This window comes from Streptomyces sp. NPDC102258 (assembly GCF_055584685.1).
In genome coordinates this window covers 132,112-151,759 of record NZ_JBVJLO010000014.1, presented here as the reverse complement: position 1 = coordinate 151,759, position 19,648 = coordinate 132,112, and the positions used below count along the sequence as shown (strand labels likewise).

The window sequence follows — 19,648 nt, the reverse complement described above, 5'->3', positions numbered from 1 at the left end:
CCCCACCGGCCCCACCGGCCTCACCCCCGCAGGGACCGCCCGAACCCCGACGCCAGCGGCATCCGCAGCCCCAGCGGCGGCGGCGCCGCCAGCGCGTCGGTGACGGGCCGCGAGTACCGGCCGGACAGCATCGAGCCGAGGATGAAGTCCACCCCGAGCGCGACCACTTCGGCCTGGTGCTCGCGCAGCCCGTGGCCGTCGGAGTGCACCTCGAACCGGCAGGTGGAACGGTTCGCCTTCTTGGCCCGCGCCGCCAGCAGGAACGAGGTCTCCGGGTCGCTGCGCGCGTCGTTCGTACCGTGCACGATCAGCACGCGCCGGCCCGCGAGCTGTTTCACCGGTTCCGGGGAGGCGTCGCCCTCGCCCTCCGGTAAGCAGGGCGCCAGCGCCACCACCGAGTTGACGGCTTCGTGTCCCGCCGCCCGCAGCGCCGCCCCGCCCCCGGAGCCGTGCCCGGCCAGGCACACCGGCACGTCCCCGTAGCGCCGCACCACCTCGTCCGCCGCCCACCGCGCGGCCTCCTCCGGGGAGCCGGCGCCGTACGCCACACCGTGCGCCACCAGCCCGTCCGCCCCGCCCGCCCGGGCCAGCGCCCGCGCGAGCGGACGTACCGGACCGGGGGAGAATCTGGACGCCCCGGGAAGCAGGAGCACCACACCACTGACCGTCGAGACCGAGCCGTTCGCGCCGGCCGCCCGCCCCAGGCGGGCCCCGCGCGCCGGCGGCGCATGCTGTGCCATGGCGGAACATTCTCAGACCGGAACGTGTACGCCACCCCTCCGTACGGTCTCTGTTACATATCGACCCCGGCCGCCGCCCCGCGCTCTACGCGCGTAGGAGCTAGAGTGCGCAGATGACGAGCGAGACCCCCAACCTGCCCACCCCGGATCAGATCCGCCGCTCCCCGAAGGTGCTCCTGCACGACCACCTCGACGGTGGCCTGCGCCCCGGGACCATCATCGAGCTGGCGCGCGAGGCCGGCTACGAGAACCTCCCCGAGACCGACGCCGACAAGCTCGGCATCTGGTTCCGGGAAGCCGCCGACTCCGGCTCCCTCCCGCGCTACCTGGAGACCTTCGCGCACACCTGCGCGGTCATGCAGACGAAGGAGGCCCTCTTCCGGGTCGCCGCCGAGTGCGCCGAGGACCTGGCCGAGGACGGCGTCGTGTACGCCGAGATCCGCTACGCCCCCGAGCAGCACCTGGAAGCCGGTCTCACCCTCGAAGAGGTCGTCGAGGCCGTGAACGACGGCTTCCGCGAGGGCGAGCGCCGCGCCAAGGCCAACGGCCACCGCATCCGCGTCGGCGCGCTGCTGACCGCCATGCGCCACGCGGCCCGCGCGCTGGAGATCGCCGAGCTGGCGAACCGCTACCGCGACAACGGTGTGGTCGGCTTCGACATCGCCGGCGCCGAGGCCGGGTTCCCCCCCACCCGCCACCTCGACGCCTTCGAGTACCTCAAGCGCGAGAACAACCACTTCACGATCCACGCGGGCGAGGCCTTCGGCCTGCCGTCGATCTGGCAGGCCCTCCAGTGGTGCGGCGCCGACCGGCTCGGTCACGGCGTGAAGATCATCGACGACATCGAGGTCGCCGCCGACGGCTCGGTGAAGCTGGGCCGGCTGGCCTCGTACGTCCGGGACAAGCGCATCCCCCTGGAGATGTGCCCGACCTCGAACCTGCAGACCGCCGCGGCCGCCTCGTACGCCGAGCACCCCATCGGCCTGCTGCGCAAGCTGCACTTCCGGCTCACGGTCAACACCGACAACCGGCTGATGAGCGGCACCAGCATGAGCCGCGAGTTCGAGCACCTGGTCGACACCTTCGGCTACACGCTCGACGACATGCAGTGGTTCACCGTCAATGCGATGAAGTCCGCGTTCATTCCTTTCGATGAACGACTGGCGATGATCAATGAGGTGATCAAGCCGGGTTACGCGGAGCTGAAGTCCGAGTGGCTGTTCCAGCAGACCGCTTCGACCAGCGGTTCTGTCTCCGCCTGAGAATTGGAACACCGCACGGAAAGCGCCCGGGAGTCGAACTCCCGGGCGCTTTCTCATATTGGCGGATGTTTGCGGCCGGGGGTTTGAAGTGACTAGGTTGCGGAGCCGCCCAATTCCTCTTCGCAAGGAAAATCCTTCATGAAGCTGTCAGCTGCCAAGTCCCTCGGTCTCGCCGTCGTCGGAGCCGCCCTCGCCGCGGGCGCGGCCGGCACCGCCTCCGCCGCCGGTCTCCCGGCCGCCAACCTGACGGATGCCCTCACCACCGTCACGGGGGCCACCAGCTCGCTCACGAACCAGACCGAGCAGGGTCACGACGGTCAGCAGTCCTCCGACCCGACCGCCCCGGTCACCGGCCTGCTCGGTGGACTGGCCCCGGCCACCGGCGCCCTGAACGGCCTGGGCGGCTGACACACGCCTCGTAAGTCGCACGTCGTAAGTCGCACGTCCGCGCACGTGGCGCACACCTTTTCGAGTGGTGTGCGCCACGTCGCGCGGTGTGCCACGATCACCCCCAACTGCCAGCCGACGCACGGGGTATGAGGTTCGGTCATGCGCAACAAGGCACGGTTCACGGCTCCCGCGACGACGCTCGCACTGCTTCCCGCCCTGCTCTTCGGGGCCGTCGGATGCGGCGGTGGACCGAGCGGTTCCGAGAGCGCCCCGGCGGCCGCGAAGCCCCCGGACCCCAAGGGGTCCGCCGCCGCCCCCGCCCCGGGCGCCCCCGCCACCCCGGCCGGCTCTGCCGCGCCCAAGGCCAAGGACCCCACCCTGGAGGCGGCCGCCCTCGCGCCCGGCGACCTGCCCGGCTACCAGGTCTCCGCCCAGGGCAAGAACCCGAACGCCCCCGACGGCCAGCCGCAGGCCGACAAGAAGGCCTGCCAGCCGCTCGCCGACATCATGGGCGACAAGCCCGACCCGGCGGCGCACGAGACCGTCAACCGCGGCATCGGCTCCCAGAAGCAGGTCGGCCTCGCCGTCTCCGCCTCCGTCAGCTCCTACGCCGAGAGCGACGCCAAGCGGGTCCTGTCCCGGCTGCGCGAGGCGGTGGCCGCCTGCGGGGCCGGGTTCACCGCCACCATCCAGAAGCAGACCGGCGGCTACCGGGACGTGAAGGCGGTCCCGTACAGGACCACGGGCGACGAGAGCGTCAGCTGGACCACGACCGCTGCCGCGTCGGGCGTCTCGGCGCAGGTCCACCTGGTCGTCGTCCGCCAGGGGGACCGGGTGGTGCGGCTGATGGCCCTCGACGTGACCGCCGCCGACAAGAAGGCGCTGGTTCCGCAGGAAGTGGCGGACAAGCAGCTGGAGAAGGTCAAGAAGGCGGGCTGAGCCGGCTGTCCGGTCCGCCGCCCGATCCTCCGGCTTTCTGAGGAATCTCCCGACCGGGCGCGGATCACCAGGCCGCCGGCGCGCCGCCCGTCGCCTTCTCGTTGGGCAGCAGCAGCCACAGCGCCAGATAGACGAGGAATTGCGGGCCGGGCAGCAGGCACGACAGCACGAAGATGACGCGCATCGTCCTGGCCTTCATTCCGAACCGGCGTGCGAGCCCGGCGCAGACGCCGCCGATCATCCGTCCGTCACGGGGTCGGGTCAGCGCGCTCATGGTGTTCTCCTTCGGAGGCGGATCGCGCCCGGTGCGTTCCGTTCCGCGCGATGCCTCAATATTCGCGCGGGACCGCCGAAAGGACCTCGGTCCAGGGGCCGAGTCCGACCCTGGTAATTCTCGGGGTGGACCCCTGACCCGGCCGGTTCCCCGGAGCCCCCGGCGCCTGAGCCCGCGGATCCCGTGCGCGCCGCACCCGGGCCCGCAGCGCCGGCACGACGGCGAGGTGGACGAGGACCACCCCGAGGGTGTTCAGCAGCAGCGAGTCCACGTCCACGACCTGGCCCGGCACCGCCGTCTGGAGCATCTCGATGCAGAGGGAGATCAGCACGGCCGCAGCCGCCGTACGCGCCAGCGAGACCCAGGCGGACAGCGGCGAGGGCGCGAGCCGTCCCCCGGCCAGCGGCAGCAGCGCCCCCAACGGGGCCAGCAGCGCCACCCCGTCGCCGATGCGGCGGGCGGCCTCCAGCGGCCCGTACGAGAGGTCCGCGCGGATCCCCGCCAGCAGGTCCAGGTTCGCGGCCGCCGCCCACGGGACGTCCAGCGGGCGCAGGGTGAGCCATCCGACGAGGACCAGATGCGCGGCCAGCAGGGCCCCGCTCAGGAGGCGGAGCCGGAGCGGGAGCTGTGTGGCGGTGGCGGCGCTGCCGCTGCCCTCATGACGGTGCACACCCGCGAGGACGCGCCCCCCGGCGGCGCCGGTTCCGCTCCGCCCGTCCGAGTGACCCACGTCGCTGATCGCCGGGCGCGGGTCAGCCCGTGGCGAGCAGGACGGCCAGGCCGATGGCGCCCAGGGCGGCGGGCACGATGATCTCGTAGGCCCACCGCACGGAGACCTCGCCCTGCGCGCCGGGCCGCGCGGCCCCGCGCTCGGCCAGCTCCCGCAGCTCGTCCACGGCCCGGTCGGCGGCGGCCCGCTGCGGCTCGGCGGTGTCCGTGGCGGCCGCCGTCAGACCCTTGCCGCTCAGCGCGTCACGGCGGCTGAGCCTGCGGCCCGCCTTCTTCCGCTCGCGCAGCGACACCGGCACCGACCAGAGCTGGTACGTCGACCCCTGCGCCAGCACCTCCGCCGAGTACCCGGCGCGTACCGCGTCCACGGCGGCCCAGGGCAGCGTGATCACCCGGAACGGGTTGCGCACCCGCATCCGGTCGTCGTTGGCGAAGACGGCGGGCCGCAGGGTGAAGGCGACGGTCAGCGGCACCGCGCACAGCGCGATGGCCAGTGCGACCCAGCGGGCCCCGCCCGCTCCCCGTACGACGGCGTCCCCGCACAGCCACCCGATCAGGGCGAGCAGCAGCACCCCGGTGACGACGGCCATGGGGGAGCGGTAGACGCGGTCGGCGTAGACCGGCTCGTGCGGGGAGGGCGTAGTCATGCCGCCGATTGTGCCGTACGCCTCCCGCGGGCTCCCGCGCGCGGGCGGCGCCGTCGCACCGATGACGGATGTCACGCTCTGGTGTGCACGAGGGGGGTGACAGGTCGCTACGCGCGTAGATATGCTCATCTGGTGACCATGCCCACCACCCTCACCGCATTCGCTGACGTGACGACGTCCGACAGCGCGCTGCGCCGCTTCCTGCACGGGCTGCCCGGCGTAGACGCAGTCGGCCTGGAGGCCCGCGCGGCCTCCCTCGGCACCCGCTCGATCAAGACGACGGCCAAGGCGTTCGCCATCGACCTGGCCATCTCGATGATCGACCTGACCACGCTTGAGGGTGCGGACACCCCGGGCAAGGTCCGGGCCCTCTCCGCCAAGGCCGTCCACCCCGACCCGACCGACCGCGGCACCCCCACGACCGCCGCCGTCTGCGTCTATCCAGACATGGTGGCCACCGCCAAGGCCGCGCTGAACGGAGCCGACGTCAAGGTCGCCTCCGTCGCCACCGCCTTCCCGGCGGGCCGCGCCGCCCTGCCCGTCAAGCTCGCGGACACCCGTGACGCCGTCGCCGCCGGCGCCGACGAGATCGACATGGTCATCGACCGTGGCGCCTTCCTCGCCGGCCGCTACCTGGAGACGTACGAGCTGATCAAGGCCGTCAAGGAGGCCTGCGTACGCCCCGACGGGAGCGCCGCCCGGCTCAAGGTGATCTTCGAGACCGGCGAGCTGTCGACGTACGACAACATCCGCCGCGCCTCCTGGATCGGCATGCTCGCGGGCGCCGACTTCATCAAGACCTCCACGGGCAAGGTCGGCGTCAACGCCACCCCCGCGAACACCCTGCTGATGCTCGAAGCCGTCCGCGACTTCAAGGAGCAGACTGGTATCCAGATCGGCGTGAAGCCGGCCGGCGGCATCCGCACCACCAAGGACGCGCTCAAGTTCCTGGTCCTGGTCAACGAGACCGTGGGCGAGGACTGGCTGACCAACCACTGGTTCCGGTTCGGCGCGTCCAGCCTGCTGAACGACCTGCTCATGCAGCGCCAGAAGCTGAGCACCGGCCGCTACTCCGGTCCCGACTACGTGACGGTGGACTGAGACCCTCATGAACAAGCCTTCCCTCTTCGCGTACGCACCGGCCCCCGAGTCCCGCTCGGTCGTCGACATCGCCCCCTCCTACGGACTCTTCATCGACGGCGAGTTCACCGACGCCGCCGACGGCAAGGTCTTCAAGACCGTCTCGCCGTCGACCGAGGAAGTCCTCTCCGAGGTCGCCCAGGCCGGCGCCGCCGATGTCGACCGCGCCGTCAGGGCCGCCCGCAAGGCCTTCGAGAAGTGGTCCGCGCTGCCCGGCTCCGAGCGCGCCAAGTACCTCTTCCGCATCGCCCGGATCATCCAGGAGCGCAGCCGCGAGCTGGCCGTCCTGGAGACCCTGGACAACGGCAAGCCGATCAGGGAGACCCGCGACGCGGACCTCCCGCTGGTCGCCGCGCACTTCTTCTACTACGCGGGCTGGGCCGACAAGCTCGACCACGCCGGATACGGCGCGAACCCGCGCCCCCTCGGCGTGGCCGGCCAGGTCATCCCGTGGAACTTCCCGCTGCTGATGCTGGCGTGGAAGATCGCCCCGGCGCTCGCCACCGGCAACACGGTCGTCCTGAAGCCCGCCGAGACCACGCCCCTGTCGGCGCTGTTCTTCGCGGACATCTGCCGCCAGGCGGGCCTGCCCAAGGGCGTCGTCAACATCCTCACGGGTTACGGCGACGCGGGCGCGGCCCTCGTCGAGCACCCCGACGTCAACAAGGTCGCCTTCACCGGCTCCACGGCCGTGGGCAAGAAGATCGCCCGCCACGTCGCCGGCACCGACAAGAAGGTCACCCTGGAGCTGGGCGGCAAGGGCGCCAACATCGTCTTCGACGACGCCCCCATCGACCAGGCCGTCGAGGGCATCGTCACCGGCATCTTCTTCAACCAGGGCCAGGTCTGCTGCGCGGGCTCGCGCCTGCTGGTCCAGGAGTCGATCCACGACGAGCTGCTGCACTCCCTCAAGCGCCGCCTCTCCACGCTGCGCCTGGGCGACCCGCTCGACAAGAACACCGACATCGGCGCGATCAACTCCGCCGAACAGCTCGCCCGGATCACCGCGCTCGCGGAGACCGGCGAGGCCGAGGGCGCCGAGCGCTGGTCCCCGGCGTGCGAGCTGCCGTCCGCCGGCTACTGGTTCGCCCCGACGCTCTTCACGAACGTCACCCAGGCGCACACCGTCGCCCGCGACGAGATCTTCGGCCCGGTGCTGTCCGTCCTGACCTTCCGCACGCCCGACGAGGCCGTGGCGAAGGCCAACAACAGCCAGTACGGCCTGTCCGCCGGCATCTGGACGGAGAAGGGCTCGCGCATCCTCGCGGTCGCGAACAAGCTCCGCGCGGGTGTGGTGTGGGCCAACACGTTCAACAAGTTCGACCCGACGTCGCCCTTCGGCGGTTACAAGGAGTCGGGCTTCGGCCGCGAGGGCGGCCGCCACGGCCTGGAGGGCTACCTCGATGTCTGAGTCGTCGTCGGCGCGTCTGAGCGTCTTCAAGACCTACAAGCTGTACGTCGGGGGCAAGTTCCCCCGTTCCGAGAGCGGCCGGGTGTACGAGGTGACCGACTCCAAGGGCAACTGGCTGGCCAACGCCCCGCTGTCCTCCCGCAAGGACGCCCGTGACGCGGTCGTCGCCGCCCGCAAGGCCTTCGGCGGCTGGTCGGGGGCGACCGCGTACAACCGGGGCCAGATCCTCTACCGCGTCGCCGAGATGCTGGAGGGCCGGCGCGAGCAGTTCGTCCGCGAGGTCGGCGAGGCCGAGGGCCTGTCCAAGTCGAAGGCCGCCGCCGTCGTCGACGCGGCGATCGACCGCTGGGTCTGGTACGCGGGCTGGACCGACAAGATCGGCCAGATCGTGGGCGGGGCCAACCCGGTCGCGGGCCCGTACTTCAACCTCTCCACCCCGGAGCCGACCGGCGTCGTCACCGTCGTCGCCCCGCAGGACTCCTCGTTCCTGGGCCTGGTCTCGGTGATCGCCCCCGTCATCGCGACCGGCAACACCGTCGTCGTGATCGCCAGCGAGAAGTCCCCGCTTCCCGCGCTCTCCCTGGGCGAGGTGCTGGCCACCTCCGACCTGCCGGGCGGCGTCGTCAACATCCTCTCCGGCAAGGCCGCCGAGATGGGCCCGCACCTGGCGTCCCACCAGGACGTCAACGCGATCGATCTGGCCGGCGCGGACGCGTCCCTGGCCAAGGAGCTGGAGATCGCGGCGGCCGACAACCTCAAGCGCGTCCTGCGTCCACAGCCTGTGGACGACTGGAGCGCCGACCCGGGCACCCACCGCATGACCGCCTTCCTGGAAACCAAGACGGTCTGGCACCCGACGGGTTCGCTGGGCGCGGGCGGCTCCTCGTACTAGCCCCGCCGCGGGCGCCCTCCTCGGGAGAGCCCGCACGAGAACCGGCCCCGGCAGCGTCCCCCGCGCTGTCGGGGCCTTCCCGTATCCGTTTCCGTAGCCGTTCCCGCGTCTTTCGGGGCGCGGTTACTTGGGGAGTACGGGCCCCAGCAGCGAGGAGACGGCCGCGCCGGGCAGCTCGCCCACCGAGGGCCCCCGGGTCAGCGTCCCGGTGACCATCCCCGTACCGACGGAGGGGAAGTCCGCGACCTTGGTCGCCACCCCGTTGTCGAGGGGATCCACGCCGGTGTGGGCCAGGGGGTTGACCTTGAGGTTCGCGATCGGGTCGACCACCCCCGACACGGCCGCCGGGACGTCGAGCTCACCGGCCTGCGCCCCGCCGGCCGCCACGGCCAGGGCCGCACCGGCCATCGAGAGGGTCAGGCCGGCGGCGCGGAGCCGCTTCGCGGAGGGGTGGGGGGCTGCGTGACGTGCCATGGGTTCCCGCCTGTGGTCGTAGTCGCGTGCGCACACAGGGTAGTCGAGACGGCTTCCCGGATTCCAGTTCCGGCCGGCCCGGCCGCGCGGCCGGCCGCCCGCCCGGGCCGGGCCCGCCCGCCGGGCCGGTGTGAGCGTCGTCGCAGGAGCCGCCGGCGGTGTGCCCATACCGCCCGTCATGCGCCACACTGGTGACCCGTGAGCTGTTCATCTCCCCTTCCCACGCGCGTCGTCCTGCTGACCGGTCCCTCGGGCTCCGGCAAGTCCCGGCTCGCGGCCCGCTCGGGCCTGCCCGTGCTGCGCCTGGACGACTTCTACAAGGAGGCGACGGACCCCACGCTCCCGCTCGTGGAGGGCAGCTCCGACATCGACTGGGACTCCCCGCTGTCCTGGGACGCGGACACCGCCGTCGCGGCCATCGCCGAACTCTGCGCGACCGGCCGCACCGAGGTCCCCGAGTACTCCCTCGCCACCTCCTCGCGGACCGGCACCGAGACCCTCGACATCGCGCGGACCCCGCTGTTCATAGCGGAGGGGATCTTCGCCGCCGACATCGTCGCCCGGTGCCAGGAACTGGGGCTGCTCGCCGACGCGATCTGCCTGCGCGGCCGGCCCTCGACCACCTTCCGCCGCCGCCTCGCCCGTGACCTGCGCGAGGGCCGCAAGTCCCTGCCGTTCCTGCTGCGCAGGGGATGGCGCCTGATGCGGGCCGAACGCGGCATCGTCGCCCGTCACATCGCCCTCGGCGCGCACGCCTGCGGCCGCGACGAGGCCCTCGGCCGGCTGGCCGCCGCCGCGGCCGGCCGCCACCGCACGGCGACGGCCCCGGCCTGAGCGTTCCGCCCGGCCGGCCCGACGGGCGCGCGCCCGGGCATGTGGACACGTAAAAAAGGCGGGATCACGCGGACCCCCGGCCGCTTGATCCCGCCTTTTTCCCCCGCGGTCCCCGTCCCACCCCCGTAGGACGGCCCCCTGGACCCATGGTCGTGTTACGCGACGAGCTCCCCGAAGGACTCCGCCTCGTCGCGCCCGAAGCTCAGCACCTCGTCGTCCCGCAGCCGGCGCAGCGAGCGCCAGATGCTCGACTTCACGGTGCCGACGCTGATCCCGAGGATCTCCGCGATCTCCGGGTCCGTACGGCCCTCGTAGTAGCGCAGCACCAGCATCGTGCGCTGCGGCTCCGGGATCCGGGCCAGCGCCTGCCACAGCACCGCCCGCAGCTCCGTACCGCGCATCGAGTCCGTGTCCGCGGCCGTTTCCGGCAGTTCCTCGGTCGGGTACTCGTTCAGCTTGCGCCGGCGCCAGGCGCTGATGTGCAGGTTGGTCATCGTCCGCCGCAGGTAGCCGCCGACGGCCGCCTTGTCGCTGATCCGGTCCCAGGCGCGGTACGTGGAGAACAGCGCGCTCTGCAGCAGGTCCTCCGCCTCGTGGCGGTCACCGGTGAGGTGGAAGGCCGTCGCGTACAGCGCCGCCCGCCGCTCCTGGACGTACGCCGTGAACTCCGCCTCCGAGGTGGAGGAAACGGTCGGCGCGGTCGTCCGCGTCGCGGGAACCGTCTGGTACTGGTTCGCGTCAATGGCTGTGACGTGTGCCGGCCGCGGACGGGCGACCGTGACGTTACGGACACCCGCCCGGCGGTTCACATCGTGCAGCCGCGTGACGACCGCGCTGGTCGTGGTGCTGTGCAGCGTGTTCATCTCGCGCCCCCCGTCGTGGAGTCTGCTTCGGTCCGTGCTTGATGACAGAAGCCTGCCCGTCCGACATAACCGGGCTGTCCTGCGACTGTCACAGGCCTGTCACAGCCACCCGCGCGTGCGTCCACCGCGCCGGACGGTCGAAGTCCCGACGGCCGATGGGACAGAATGAGCGCGTGCCTTTCCTGTTGCTGATCGAGGACGACGACGCCATCCGCACGGCCCTCGAACTTTCCCTGTCACGCCAGGGCCACCGTGTGGCCACCGCGGCGACGGGCGAGGACGGCCTGAAACTGCTGCGCGAGCAGCGGCCGGACCTGATCGTGCTGGACGTGATGCTGCCCGGGATCGACGGCTTCGAGGTGTGCCGGCGGATCCGGCGCACCGACCAGCTGCCGATCATCCTGCTCACCGCCCGCAGTGACGACATCGATGTCGTCGTGGGCCTGGAGTCGGGCGCCGACGACTACGTGGTCAAGCCCGTCCAGGGCCGGGTGCTCGACGCCCGGATCCGGGCCGTGCTGCGCCGTGGCGAGCGGGAGGCCAGCGACTCCGCCGTGTTCGGGTCCCTCGTCATCGACCGCGCCGCCATGACCGTGACGAAGAACGGCGAGGACCTCCAGCTCACCCCGACCGAGCTGCGGCTGCTCCTGGAGCTCAGCCGCCGGCCCGGTCAGGCGCTGTCGCGCCAGCAGTTGCTGCGCCTGGTGTGGGAGCACGACTACCTCGGTGACTCGCGGCTCGTCGACGCCTGCGTGCAGCGGCTGCGCGCGAAGGTCGAGGAGGTGCCGTCCTCGCCGACGCTGATCCGTACCGTCCGCGGCGTCGGCTACCGGCTGGACTCCCCGCAGTGATCAGAGCCCTGTTCGCGGGCCGGCGCTGGACCAGCCTGCGGCTGCGGCTGCTGGTGGTGTTCGCGCTGGTCGCGCTGACGGCCGCGGTCTCCGCTTCCGGGATCGCGTACTGGCTCAACCGGGAGGCGGTGCTCACCCGTACCCAGGACGCGGCCCTCGGCGACTTCCGCCAGGAGATGCAGAACCGGGCGGCGGCGCTGCCCGCCGACCCGACGGCCGAGGAGCTGCAGCGCACCGCCGAGCTGATGGCGGGCAGCAGCCCCGGGTACAGCGTGCTGCTGGTGCACGAACGCAAGGACGGCCGCAAGGCGTTCGGCGCGGCGGGGGCGGACTCCTTCGGGCTGGACGACGTACCGGCCTCGCTCCAGCACGCGGTGAACGACCGGCAGAAGACGACGGCCGCGAACGACGCCGAGTACCACATGTACTGGCAGCGGACGAAGCCGAACGGCAACCCGTACCTGGTCGGCGGCACCCGCATCGTGGGCGGCGGGCCGACCGGCTACATGTACAAGTCGCTGGCCACCGAACGGGACGACCTCAACGCCCTGGGCTGGTCGCTGACCATCGCGACGGGCCTGGCGCTGCTCGGCTCGGCGCTGCTCGCGCAGGCGGCGGCGCGGACCGTGCTCAAGCCCGTACAGCGGCTCGGGGACGCGGCGCGGCGGCTCGGCGAGGGGGAGCTGGACCACCGGCTGGAGGTGTCGGGCACCGATGAACTCGCGGACCTGGCGCACACCTTCAACATGACGGCGGAGGCGCTGGAGAAGAAGGTCGCCGACATGAGCGCGCGCGAGGAGGCGAGCCGGCGGTTCGTGGCGGACATGTCGCACGAACTGCGCACGCCGCTGACGGCGCTGACGGCGGTGGCCGAGGTGCTGGAGGAGGAGGTCGACGACCTCGATCCGATGATCGCACCGGCGGTCGGGCTCGTCGTGAGCGAGACGCGGCGGCTGAACGACCTGGTGGAGAACCTGATGGAGGTCACCCGCTTCGACGCGGGGACGGCGCGGCTGGTGCTGGACGACGTGAACGTCGCCGACCAGGTCACGGCGTGCATCGACGCCCGGGCCTGGCTCGACGCCGTCGAACTCGACGCCGGGCGCGGGATCGTGGCGCGGCTCGACCCGAGGCGGCTCGACGTGATCCTGGCCAACCTGATCGGCAACGCGCTCAAGCACGGCGGCTCGCCGGTGCGGGTGTCGGTGGCCGTGGAGGGGGAACAGCTGGTGATCGCGGTCAGGGACAACGGGCCCGGGATTCCCGAGGAGGTGCTGCCGCACGTCTTCGACCGGTTCTACAAGGCGAGCGCGTCGCGGCCGAAGTCGGACGGCAGCGGGCTGGGGCTGTCCATCGCCATGGAGAACGCGCACATCCACGGCGGTGACATCACGGCCGCGAACGGGCCGGACGGCGGGGCCGTGTTCACGCTGCGCCTGCCGATGGACGTGGGGAAGGTGAGCGCGGGTGACGGGGACGCGTAGGGGGACGGTCGTGGCGGTGGCCGTGCTGGCCGCATGGGGCCTGTCCGGGTGCGGGATCCGGGCCACCACCGTGCCGGTGGACGTGGGGGCGGCGCCCTCGCGGGTGTCCTGCGACACGCCGGCGCAGGCGCCCGGGGAGAGCGGCGCACAGGGCTTCCGGGCCCCCGTGGAACTGGTGTGCGGATCGCAGCTGGTCGGGGTGGACCGGGTGGTGCCGGTGCCGGAGAAGCGGGCCGGACGCGATCCCGTGGTGCTGGTGGCGCAGGCGCTGCTGGAGACGCTGGAGAAGGCCCCCTCGGGGGCGGAACGCGACGCCGGCTTCACGACCGGGGTCCCGGACGGGCTGTCGGTCGGCCCCACCCGGCCGGGCGACCCGGCGGGCACGGTACGGCTCAGCCGCAAGCCGGAGGACCTGCCGCCGGTGGCGCTGGCACAGGTGGTGTGCACCCTGGCGGCGAGCGACACCGTCTCGGCGGGCCCGGGCCCGGTGGTCCTCGGCGGCCCGGACGCGGACCCGCCCCGCGCCTGGGAATGCACGGACGCGGTCCGCTCCCGCCCGGAGTCGGTCCCCACCCTGGGCGAACTGGTCCGCCCGTCGGCCTCCCCGCCCGCTTCGCCGTCGAGGGGCTGAGGGCCGGGGCCCGGCACGGCGTCTGCGGCGGTGACACGGCTCCCTGGAACGCCGACGGCCCCCTGAACCGGAGTTCGGGGGGCCGTCGGTGCGTGGGCTAGAGGCCCATCGCCGCTGCGAGGTCCTTTTTGATCGCTTCCAGGGTTTCCCGGGCGCGGGTGCGGGACGGGGTGAGGGACGGGGCGTCCGGGACCGGGACCACTACCTCCAGGTAGCACTTGAGCTTGGGCTCGGTGCCGGAGGGGCGGACGATGACGCGGGCCTTGTGGTCGCCGTCCAGGTGGTAGCGCAGGCCGTCCGTGGGGGGCAGGGTCTCCGTGCCCCGGGACAGGTCCTCCGCCGAGACGACGCGCAGGCCCGCCAGCGAGGCCGGGGGCTCGGCGCGGAGCCGGGACATCGCCGAGGTGATCAGCGAGAGGTCCGAGACGCGGACCGAGAGCTGGTCGGTGGCGTGCAGGCCGTGGGCCATCGCCAGGTCGTCCAGGAGGTCGGTCAGGGTGCGGCCCTGCTCCTTGAGCTCCGAGGCCAGCTCGGCGACCAGGAGGGCGGCCGTGACGCCGTCCTTGTCGCGGACGCCCTCGGGGTCCACGCAGTAGCCGAGGGCCTCCTCGTAGCCGTAGCGCAGGCCCTCGACCCGGGAGATCCACTTGAAGCCGGTCAGGGTCTCCTCGTACGGCAGGCCCGCGGCCTCGGCGATCCGGCCCAGGAGCGAGGAGGAGACGATGGACTCCGCGAAGGTGCCCCGGGCGCCCTTGTGGACCAGGTGGGCGGCCAGGAGCGCGCCGACCTCGTCGCCGCGGAGCATCCGCCAGCCGCCGTCGTCCGGGACGGCCACCGCGCAGCGGTCGGCGTCCGGGTCGTTGGCGATGACGATGTCCGGGCCCACCTCGGCGGCCTTCGCGAAGGACAGGTCCATCGCGCCCGGCTCCTCCGGGTTAGGGAAGGCGACCGTCGGGAAGGCCGGGTCCGGTTCCGCCTGCTCGGCGACCAGGACGGGGGCCGGGAAGCCGTGGCGGGCGAAGGCGGCCATCACGACGTCCTTGCCGACGCCGTGCATGGCCGTGTAGACGGTCCGCACGCCCCGGGGGGACCCGGGGGTCAGGACGGCGTCCGTACGGGCCAGGTAGGCCTCCAGGACCTCGTCGCCGAGGTCCTCCCAGCCGGACTCCGGGCGCGGGACGGCGGAGAGCGAGGGGACGGCGTCGATCCGCGCCGCGATCTCGGCGTCCGCCGGGGAGACGATCTGCGAGCCGTCGCCGAGGTAGACCTTGTAGCCGTTGTCCCGGGGCGGGTTGTGGCTCGCGGTCACCTCGACGCCGGCGACGGCCCCCAGGTGCCTTATGGCGAACGCGAGGACGGGCGTCGGCAGGGGCCGGGGGAGTACGGCCGCGCGCAGACCGGCGCCGGTCATCACGGCGGCGGTGTCGCGGGCGAAGTCCGCCGACTTGTAGCGCGCGTCGTAGCCGACGACGACCAGGCCGCCGTCGTGGCCCTGGGCCTTCAGGTAGGCCGCCAGGCCCGCCGCGGCCCGGATGACCACGGCGCGGTTCATCCGCATCGGGCCCGCGCCGAGCTCGCCGCGCAGTCCGGCGGTGCCGAACTGGAGCGTGCCGGAGAAACGGTCCGCGAGTTCCGCCGTGTCGCCCGCCTCGACGAGGCGGCGGAGCTCGGCCGCCGTCTCCGGGTCGGGGTCCTCGGCCAGCCAGGCCTGCGCCCGGGTGATCAGGTCGTCCTGTTCCTGCACTGCTTCCGCCTTACCTCTCGTACGTCGATCAGATGCGGGCGAGTACCTGCGTCAGCAGCGTGCCCATCCGGGAGGCCGAGTCACGGCCGGCCTGGAGCACCTCTTCGTGGTTCAGCGGCTCGCCGGACAGGCCCGCCGCCAGGTTGGTGACCAGGGAGATGCCCAGCACCTCGGCGCCGGCCTCACGGGCGGCGATGGCCTCCAGCACGGTGGACATGCCGACCAGGTCGGCGCCCATGACGCGGATCATGTTGATCTCGGCCGGGGTCTCGTAGTGGGGGCCGGGGAACTGGACGTAGACGCCCTCTTCGAGGGTCTCGTCGATCTCCTTGCACATCGCGCGCAGGCGGGGCGAGTAGAGGTCGGTGAGGTCCACGAAGTTCGCGCCGACGATCGGCGAGGTCGCCGTCAGGTTGAGGTGGTCGCTGATCAGGACCGGCTGGCCGGGCTTCATGCCCTCGCGCAGACCACCGCAGCCGTTGGTCAGCACGACGGTCTTGCAGCCGGCGGCGACGGCGGTGCGGACACCGTGGGCGACGGCGGCGACGCCGCGGCCCTCGTAGTAGTGGGTCCGGCCGAGGAAGAGCAGCGCGCGCTTCTCGCCGATCTTGTACGAGCGGATCTTGCCGCCGTGGCCCTCGACGGCCGGGGGCGGGAAGCCGGGCAGGTCGGTGACCGGGAACTCGGCCTCGGGCGCGCCCAGCGCCTCGGCGGCGGGAGCCCAGCCGGAGCCCATGACGAGGGCGACATCGTGGGAATCGACGCCGGTCAGCTCGCGCAGGCGGGTGGCGGCGGCGTCGGCGGCGGCGAAGGGGTCGGTAACAGATGCGTTCACGCGGACGAGCGTAACCGCTCTCGGCCTACGCGCGTAGATGGCGCAGCTCACGGTGTTCGGATCGTTGCCTTGTCGTTTTCACCGAATCGTCCCCGGCCGCTCGCGGCCGGGCGAAGATCAAGTGGAGATCAGGCGGGGATGGGGCGGGGATCCGGCCGCGATCAGCACGGGCGCTTGCGGAGTTCCATCACGTAGTCGTGCGGAGCCCCGGCCGATTCCGCGGCGTCGGCGATCTCGCCGAGGTACCGCGCCGAGGGCAGGCCGCCCTCGTACCCGTTCAGGACGTACACCCACGCGGCCTCCTCGCCGTCCAGGGTGTGGACCCGGATCCGCATGCGCCGGTAGATGTCCAGCCCGACGCCCTCCCAGCGGTCCATGGAGTCCTCGTCCAGCGGAGCGATGTCGTAGAGGGCGACGAAGACCTGGTGGCGGGGGGCTTCGACGACCGTGGCGAGGGCGCCCTCCCAGCCCATCTGCTCGCCGCCGAAGGTCAGCCGCCAGTCGTTGATCCAGCCCGTGCCGCGCAGCGGCGAATGCGGAGCGCGGCGCGTCATCAGCCGCGGGTCGAGGTTGCCGGCGTACGCGGCGTAGAGCGACATGAGGTCGAGGGTACGGGAGGGGCGCCCCGGACCGCGTGCCCGGATGGCCCACCCGTGCGGGACCGGGGGAGAAGCACCTTGAGGAGTGCGGGACAATGGAGGACGGAATGCATCCCCCGGGGAGACCCCCCGGAACACCGGCCGGGGCGGCAGCCGGCCGGGTAGACGTGAGGCGGACTTTTCGTGACCCGGATCGTGATCATCGGCGGCGGACCCGGCGGGTATGAGGCGGCCCTGGTGGGGGCCCAGCTCGGCGCGGAGGTGACCGTCGTCGACTGCGACGGTCTGGGCGGGGCGTCGGTGCTCACCGACTGCGTGCCCTCGAAGACCCTCATCGCGACCGCCGAGGTCATGACGACCTTCGACTCGTCGTACGAGGAACTGGGGATCGTCGTCGCGGACGACACCCCGCACATCGAGCAGGCCGCGCGCGTCGTCGGCGTGGACCTCGGCAAGGTGAACCGGCGCGTCAAGCGCCTCGCGCTCGCCCAGTCCCACGACATCACGGCCTCCGTGACCCGGGCCGGCGCCCGCGTCCTGCGCGGCCGCGGCAAGCTCGGCGGCCCGCAGGGCATCGACGGCACCCGGGACGTCATCGTCACGGCCGCCGACGGCACCGAGACCATCCTGACCGCCGACGCGGTGCTCATCGCGACCGGCGGCCACCCCCGGGAGATCCCGGACGCGATGCCCGACGGCGAGCGGATCCTGAACTGGACCCAGGTCTACGACCTGGAGGAGCTCCCCGAGGAACTGATCGTGGTCGGCTCCGGTGTCACCGGCGCCGAGTTCGCCGGCGCGTACCAGGCCCTCGGCTCCCGGGTGACGCTGGTCTCCTCGCGCGACCGCGTGCTGCCGGGCGAGGACCCCGACGCGGCGGCGGTCCTGGAGGACGTCTTCCGCCGCCGCGGCATGAACGTCGTCGGCCGTTCGCGCGCCGAGTCCGTCAAGCGGGTGGGCGACCGGGTCGAGGTCACCCTCTCCGACGGGCGCGTCATCACCGGCAGCCACTGCCTGATGGCCGTCGGCGCCATCCCGAACACCCGGGACATGAACCTGGAGGAGTCCGGGGTCCGGCTCAAGGACTCCGGCCACATCTGGACCGACAAGGTCTCCCGCACCACCTCTCCGGGCGTGTACGCGGCCGGTGACGTCACGGGCGTCTTCGCGCTCGCCTCCGTGGCCGCCATGCAGGGCCGCATCGCGATGTACCACTTCCTCGGCGACGCGGTGACCCCGCTCAACCTGAAGACGGTCTCCTCGAACGTCTTCACCGACCCGGAGATCGCCACCGTCGGCTACACCCAGGCCGACGTGGACGCCGGCAAGATCGACGCCCGCGTGGTCAAGCTGCCGCTGCTGCGCAACCCGCGCGCGAAGATGCAGGGCATCCGGGACGGTTTCGTGAAGCTCTTCTGCCGTCCGGGCACCGGCATCGTGGTCGGCGGCGTGGTCGTCGCGCCGCGCGCCAGTGAGCTGATCCACCCGATCTCGATCGCCGTCGACAACAACCTGACGGTCGAGCAGATCGCAAAAGCGTTCACCGTGTACCCCTCCCTGTCCGGTTCGATCGCCGAAGTCGCCCGCCAGCTGCACACCCGCAAGGCGGCCGAAGAGGTGTAGGGGCGGCCAACCGCCCCTTCCCGTACGCGGGTTGGGGCGGAGGATGGCCCGAGGTGCGGGTGCGTCGCGGCAATTCGCCCGGCGGCCGCACCGCGTATACCACTGGTCGGCCCGCAGTATGGACAACTTCGGTATTCCGGCGCAAAGAGCTGAAAGCAGACGGTCGCTGGGGTTACTGTCAGTTTCGTGTTCGCTGCAGAACGTCGCCAATTGATCCTCGAAATGGTGCGCGCCAACGGAGCCGTTTCGCTCCGTGAGCTCGCCCGCGTCGTCCAGACCTCCGAAGTGACCGTACGGCGGGACGTGCGGGCACTGGAGGCAGAAGGACTCCTCGACCGCCGGCACGGCGGTGCGGTCTTGCCGGGCGGTTTCACGCGGGAGTCCGGCTTTCCGCAAAAGTCCCACCTCGCGACGGCGGAGAAGACCGCCATCGCCGATGTCGCGGCCGGCCTCGTCGAAGAGGGCGAGGCCGTGGTCGTCGGCGCGGGGACCACCACCCAGGAGCTGGCGCGCCGGCTCGCCCGGGTGCCCGGCCTCACCGTCGTCACCAACTCGCTGCTCGTCGCCCAGGCCCTGGCGCACGCCAACCGGGTGGAGGTGGTGATGACCGGCGGCACCCTGCGCGGGTCCAACTACGCCCTCGTGGGCAGCGGCGCCGAGCAGTCCCTCCAGGGGCTGCGGGTCTCGCGGGCCTTCCTGTCCGGGAGCGGGCTGACCGCCGAGCGCGGACTGTCCACCTCCAACATGCTCTCCGCGAGCGTGGACCGGGCGCTGGTGCAGGCCGCGGCCGAGGTGGTGGTGCTCGCCGACCACACGAAGCTCGGCACCGACACCATGTTCCAGACCGTGCCGACGGACGTCATGACGCGGCTGGTGACGGACGAGCCGCCGCCGCACGACGACCGGGCCGCCACGGAGCTCCAGGCGCTGGCCGACCAGGGGGTGCAGATCACCGTGGCGGGCGCCGCGGTGGCCTCCGGCGGGGGCCACGGCGGCGGCGCCGGCGGGGACGGCATGCAGGGCCGCAGGCCCCGTCGCGAGTCCCCGCTGCCGGTCCAGCGGCGCGGCGGCCCCACCGCCCAGCTGCGCAGCGCGCCCGCCTCGATGCTGGAGCAGCAGGCCGGGGAACGGGCCCGCGTCGCCGACATGCGGCGCCGCTGACCCCGGATCCGCGTACGGACGGTGTCCGCCGGGCGGCTCCCGCCAGGGTGGCCCGCCGGACACCACCCGAACGCGGGTCCGGACGACGACGAGGCCCCGCCCGGGGAACCGGGCGGGGCCTCGTC

21 protein-coding genes are annotated in these 19,648 nt (G+C 72.5%); 12 read left to right on the top strand and 9 right to left on the bottom strand.

The window, feature by feature from the left end; all coding sequences use genetic code 11:
• Positions 1–20 precede the first annotated feature (20 nt).
• The gene (locus ACZ6ZT_RS23400; protein WP_469721767.1) at positions 21–740 is read right to left on the bottom strand and encodes an alpha/beta hydrolase; all 720 of its coding nucleotides are present in this window, start codon (positions 738–740) and stop codon (positions 21–23) included.
• Positions 741–853: 113 nt separating this feature from the next.
• On the opposite strand from ACZ6ZT_RS23400, the gene ACZ6ZT_RS23395 reads away from it, so the two are divergent.
• The 3 genes from ACZ6ZT_RS23395 (at position 854) to ACZ6ZT_RS23385 (ending at position 3,331) form a co-directional block, all read left to right on the top strand.
• Positions 854–2,002, top strand: a complete 1,149-nt coding sequence (locus tag ACZ6ZT_RS23395; protein WP_469721766.1) for an adenosine deaminase — start codon at positions 854–856, stop codon at positions 2,000–2,002.
• 138 nt (positions 2,003–2,140) lie between these two features.
• A complete protein-coding gene (locus ACZ6ZT_RS23390) occupies positions 2,141–2,410 on the top strand; it encodes a hypothetical protein (protein WP_469721765.1) in 270 nt (89 codons plus the stop codon).
• A gap of 141 nt (positions 2,411–2,551) precedes the next feature.
• Positions 2,552–3,331 carry a hypothetical protein gene (locus ACZ6ZT_RS23385; protein ID WP_469721764.1) on the top strand — a complete coding sequence of 260 codons (780 nt, stop codon included), beginning with the start codon at positions 2,552–2,554 and terminating at the stop codon, positions 3,329–3,331.
• 64 nt (positions 3,332–3,395) lie between these two features.
• On the opposite strand, the gene ACZ6ZT_RS23380 is transcribed toward ACZ6ZT_RS23385, so the two are convergent.
• From ACZ6ZT_RS23380 to ACZ6ZT_RS23370, 3 genes are all read right to left on the bottom strand, one after another.
• Positions 3,396–3,605: a PspC domain-containing protein gene (locus tag ACZ6ZT_RS23380; protein WP_469721763.1), complete on the bottom strand. Its 210-nt coding sequence runs from the start codon at positions 3,603–3,605 to the stop codon at positions 3,396–3,398.
• Between the two features lie 55 nt (positions 3,606–3,660).
• Positions 3,661–4,275 carry a VanZ family protein gene (locus ACZ6ZT_RS23375; protein ID WP_469721761.1) on the bottom strand — a complete coding sequence of 205 codons (615 nt, stop codon included), beginning with the start codon at positions 4,273–4,275 and terminating at the stop codon, positions 3,661–3,663.
• A gap of 82 nt (positions 4,276–4,357) precedes the next feature.
• A complete protein-coding gene (locus tag ACZ6ZT_RS23370) occupies positions 4,358–4,981 on the bottom strand; it encodes a PH domain-containing protein (RefSeq protein WP_469721760.1) in 624 nt (207 codons plus the stop codon).
• Between the two features lie 138 nt (positions 4,982–5,119).
• Here ACZ6ZT_RS23370 and deoC point away from each other — a divergent pair, with 138 nt between their 5' ends.
• The 3 genes from deoC to ACZ6ZT_RS23355 are packed head-to-tail and all read left to right on the top strand — an operon-like array spanning position 5,120 to position 8,424.
• The gene (deoC, locus tag ACZ6ZT_RS23365) at positions 5,120–6,082 is read left to right on the top strand and encodes a deoxyribose-phosphate aldolase (RefSeq protein WP_469721821.1); all 963 of its coding nucleotides are present in this window, start codon (positions 5,120–5,122) and stop codon (positions 6,080–6,082) included.
• A gap of 7 nt (positions 6,083–6,089) precedes the next feature.
• Positions 6,090–7,532: an aldehyde dehydrogenase family protein gene (locus tag ACZ6ZT_RS23360; RefSeq protein WP_469721759.1), complete on the top strand. Its 1,443-nt coding sequence runs from the start codon at positions 6,090–6,092 to the stop codon at positions 7,530–7,532.
• A complete protein-coding gene (locus ACZ6ZT_RS23355) occupies positions 7,525–8,424 on the top strand; it encodes an aldehyde dehydrogenase family protein (RefSeq protein ID WP_469721758.1) in 900 nt (299 codons plus the stop codon). Before ACZ6ZT_RS23360 ends, ACZ6ZT_RS23355 begins: the two co-directional genes overlap by 8 nt.
• Positions 8,425–8,547: 123 nt before the next feature.
• Here ACZ6ZT_RS23355 and ACZ6ZT_RS23350 read toward each other — a convergent pair whose 3' ends face one another.
• The gene (locus tag ACZ6ZT_RS23350; protein WP_469721757.1) at positions 8,548–8,898 is read right to left on the bottom strand and encodes a hypothetical protein; all 351 of its coding nucleotides are present in this window, start codon (positions 8,896–8,898) and stop codon (positions 8,548–8,550) included.
• Between the two features lie 198 nt (positions 8,899–9,096).
• On the opposite strand from ACZ6ZT_RS23350, the gene ACZ6ZT_RS23345 reads away from it, so the two are divergent.
• Positions 9,097–9,732: a uridine kinase family protein gene (locus tag ACZ6ZT_RS23345; RefSeq protein WP_469721756.1), complete on the top strand. Its 636-nt coding sequence runs from the start codon at positions 9,097–9,099 to the stop codon at positions 9,730–9,732.
• Between the two features lie 155 nt (positions 9,733–9,887).
• On the opposite strand, the gene ACZ6ZT_RS23340 is transcribed toward ACZ6ZT_RS23345, so the two are convergent.
• A complete protein-coding gene (locus ACZ6ZT_RS23340) occupies positions 9,888–10,595 on the bottom strand; it encodes a SigE family RNA polymerase sigma factor (RefSeq protein ID WP_469721755.1) in 708 nt (235 codons plus the stop codon).
• A gap of 173 nt (positions 10,596–10,768) precedes the next feature.
• On the opposite strand from ACZ6ZT_RS23340, the gene afsQ1 reads away from it, so the two are divergent.
• From afsQ1 to ACZ6ZT_RS23325, 3 genes are read left to right on the top strand one after another with little or no spacing between them, the layout of a single operon-like run.
• On the top strand, positions 10,769–11,446 hold the full coding sequence (gene afsQ1 / locus ACZ6ZT_RS23335; RefSeq protein WP_180291024.1) for a two-component system response regulator AfsQ1: 678 nt from the start codon (positions 10,769–10,771) through the stop codon (positions 11,444–11,446).
• The gene (locus ACZ6ZT_RS23330) at positions 11,443–12,930 is read left to right on the top strand and encodes a sensor histidine kinase (RefSeq protein WP_469721754.1); all 1,488 of its coding nucleotides are present in this window, start codon (positions 11,443–11,445) and stop codon (positions 12,928–12,930) included. The genes afsQ1 and ACZ6ZT_RS23330 overlap by 4 nt, the downstream gene beginning before the upstream one ends.
• Positions 12,914–13,561, top strand: a complete 648-nt coding sequence (locus ACZ6ZT_RS23325) for a hypothetical protein (RefSeq protein ID WP_469721752.1) — start codon at positions 12,914–12,916, stop codon at positions 13,559–13,561. Before ACZ6ZT_RS23330 ends, ACZ6ZT_RS23325 begins: the two co-directional genes overlap by 17 nt.
• Positions 13,562–13,658: 97 nt before the next feature.
• Here ACZ6ZT_RS23325 and ACZ6ZT_RS23320 read toward each other — a convergent pair whose 3' ends face one another.
• From ACZ6ZT_RS23320 to ACZ6ZT_RS23310, 3 genes are all read right to left on the bottom strand, one after another.
• Complete coding sequence (locus tag ACZ6ZT_RS23320; protein ID WP_469721751.1) at positions 13,659–15,305, bottom strand: phospho-sugar mutase; 1,647 nt, start codon at positions 15,303–15,305, stop codon at positions 13,659–13,661.
• 28 nt (positions 15,306–15,333) lie between these two features.
• Positions 15,334–16,140, bottom strand: coding sequence for a purine-nucleoside phosphorylase (locus ACZ6ZT_RS23315; RefSeq protein ID WP_469721750.1), 807 nt, complete (start codon positions 16,138–16,140; stop codon positions 15,334–15,336).
• A 161-nt stretch (positions 16,141–16,301) separates the two neighbouring features.
• Positions 16,302–16,739 (bottom strand): gamma-glutamylcyclotransferase family protein, encoded by a 438-nt coding sequence (locus ACZ6ZT_RS23310; RefSeq protein WP_267012594.1) that lies wholly within the window; start codon positions 16,737–16,739, stop codon positions 16,302–16,304.
• Positions 16,740–16,922: 183 nt separating this feature from the next.
• Here ACZ6ZT_RS23310 and ACZ6ZT_RS23305 point away from each other — a divergent pair, with 183 nt between their 5' ends.
• Together ACZ6ZT_RS23305 and ACZ6ZT_RS23300 are read left to right on the top strand one after the other, a co-directional pair.
• Positions 16,923–18,362: an NAD(P)H-quinone dehydrogenase gene (locus ACZ6ZT_RS23305; RefSeq protein WP_469721748.1), complete on the top strand. Its 1,440-nt coding sequence runs from the start codon at positions 16,923–16,925 to the stop codon at positions 18,360–18,362.
• Between the two features lie 186 nt (positions 18,363–18,548).
• Entirely contained in the window at positions 18,549–19,523 is a 975-nt protein-coding gene (locus tag ACZ6ZT_RS23300; RefSeq protein ID WP_469721747.1) for a DeoR/GlpR family DNA-binding transcription regulator, read from the top strand.
• Positions 19,524–19,648: the final 125 nt, after the last annotated feature.